Consider the following 2,549-nt stretch of genomic DNA (forward strand, 5'->3'; position numbering starts at 1 on the left):
AAAAGAAGATATCAATGAACTTCCATGAAATGGTTTCACGGGATAAAAGAAGATATCAATGAACTTCCATGAAATGRTTTCACGGGATTCAGCCAATTGTMTTGATCGTGGRATATCATTGAGAAATAGGAATCCGTGTTATCAAAGGATTTCCTGCGATTATTTTTAGTTYTAGTATGGAATGAGTCAATCATCCACTTTGGTATCTTATTGAACAAAAATGGTGATATTGTTCCTCCATTGATCAAGAATTTCGATTTTTGGSAAGTMTCATGATCATCCAATAAGAAGGGTTTCMWTTTTTTCAAATGAACGATTTGAAGACCTATTGATTCTAAMAACTGATTGCAGAGTTGATCRTTMGGACCTTTCAATTCATAGATGTGGATCTCRGACCTATGAATRGGGATATTCYCGAAACTCACAAAGAAAAAAGGAAGTGAGTTAGACAAAAAGAGAAGYAACTTGGACAAAAAAAGAAGTRACTTRGACAAAAAGMAACGAAGTGACTTAGACAAATCTTTTTTRTCRATAACCTCAGACCAATCAATCGAATATTGATTAATACRTAATYGATCGAACACTACTTGAAAACGGCTCTTCYGCTCAGAAACGAAATGTTCCAAATGYTCCTGGAAATTCTTGCTCCCATTGGACCATTTGTATCTATATGCATTARGATCCCGATTYRTGGATCTCTCGGTTYGAGAAAKAAAAATAAGAGGATCRAACCATTTCTTCTGACTCTTTTTCAAATTCGAKAAATGTTGGTTGATCSTATMTTTCATTATAGTTCTATGATTCAGAGTATCATTTCCTATTWGATCCCTTTGAATTCCATATTCGAAGTTGCGATCRGRTCTMTTCATTAAAAAGAATCGATTCRATACATTTCTTATGTACCCATAGGGACTATATTGGAATTGGATTTGAATCAKATTTYGGATCAATCTATATTGATTGACTRCCTYCATTATGTTGTTGCTAGCAAATACCACTCTTTTTTGATCTTCCAAAKMATTCCCGCAGGAGATCCGGACCCWWWTTTTTCTGAKCCTTCGATAAAAAGATTCATTYTCTTCATAAAAAATAGGAGGTAGAACCAATAAAGATTTCTTTTTYGATTCATCCCTGRAGTTGAAWACCYCMTTCAAGAATTKTTTTKGATCCAATCCRTAGGAATCRATAGAAAAGGCAAATCYCTTATGATACACCAGATCCGGCTCGGTTATTGATAGAGTKAATARATCTGCCATTTCTTGAAATCTCTCTTCTGACTCGTGGYGYAACGTGTATCCYCCCCTSTTCCGKTCATGGAATAGATGAAATAAAYCAAAAAATGGATTTTKGTTCAAGAATGAAATCTTRTTGGAACTGTCCATATCCAGTTCATCCTTCGGAACCATATCACATCCCAGATCTGATGAAATAGGATGAATTGAGACGGTATTTTGTAAATACGTAATTATCTTGAATATATTAACYATTTCTTTATTTTCCGATCGCCTGGAAGGGACAAAAGAAASATMTTGTTCTTTCTTCAACAATTTCTGATCYCTAGTGGACCYCTCAGTAGGATTCGAACCCAGATGAAGTTCTGACCATCTGTCAGMGAAAAAAGAACGAATGGMTCTTGTAGGATTCCCAAKAAATTCTTCGMTTTCTTCCGGAAGCAGATGATTATTCATYYGCTTCTCACGTTCCGTGAATAGCCGGGRCATTGAGGAATAKCCRGAAAGGYATTTMGGGAATCGGTCTGATTCTATCTCTSTTCSTTCCGTTTGAAKAAAGGAAGGATCCMAAAGAATCGATCTTTCTTTTAGTTGTTGAATCTCTCTTTGATTGATCAATGTGTGATAGTGATATTCCGAATCCTCATTMCTAATGGAATCGAAAKGATCTMTGRATTGATCAGAAGATCCKTTCAATTGGCTAGAATYYGTTACTTGAACGAAATTAGATCTTGTRGAATCATATTGMATATTTGACGATACRTTYCGTACCTTGCTAAAAAAYCKATCCTTGTTTACCAACCACACATTGTCTAACCAAATCCAATTCTCTCTCGATATTTTCCTAAAAAAATCCGATTCGTGCGGATTCTTCCCCCAACTAACGAAGAGATCTTGGTGGAATTGCCACATATGAAATTGAGCACAATTTTGCAAAGAAATAGCCCACTTGTTTCTCGAGAAGAGATGGGAAACATGCTCAATATCATTTGATTGAATAGTTGACCCAGCTCCTTGTTGTTTGSAGAAACCCTCCACTTCAATTGGTATTTTTTCACGAAAAGCARACATGAGATAACAAATCCAGTATTTCACTAAGATTTCGAATAGCTGTCCCGAATTCAAGTTGATTATGTTTCGCCTCTTMCTCGGAGAAAGACGATCAAACAATTCCCAATCATGGYCCTTGCGGATCGGATCATCCATATAATATACAAAAAGAAACTCCAGATATTTGATATCTTTCTCTTTAAATGAGATATCAATTCCAGCGACGGTTTCATTAGATATCTTACAACAAAAACCCCTCTTTTTTCC

1 protein-coding gene is annotated in these 2,549 nt (G+C 35.7%); it reads right to left on the bottom strand.

All coding sequences use genetic code 11. From position 1 onward, the window contains the following. Nucleotides 1–35: 35 nt before the first annotated feature. Nucleotides 36–2,549, bottom strand: a 2,514-nt coding sequence (locus tag D0S45_20150; GenBank protein TIH11389.1) for a DUF825 domain-containing protein, incomplete at its 5' end; no start/stop codon positions are given.

Source organism: Marinifilum sp. JC120, assembly GCA_004923195.1.
GTDB lineage: Bacteria > Desulfobacterota > Desulfovibrionia > Desulfovibrionales > Desulfovibrionaceae > Maridesulfovibrio.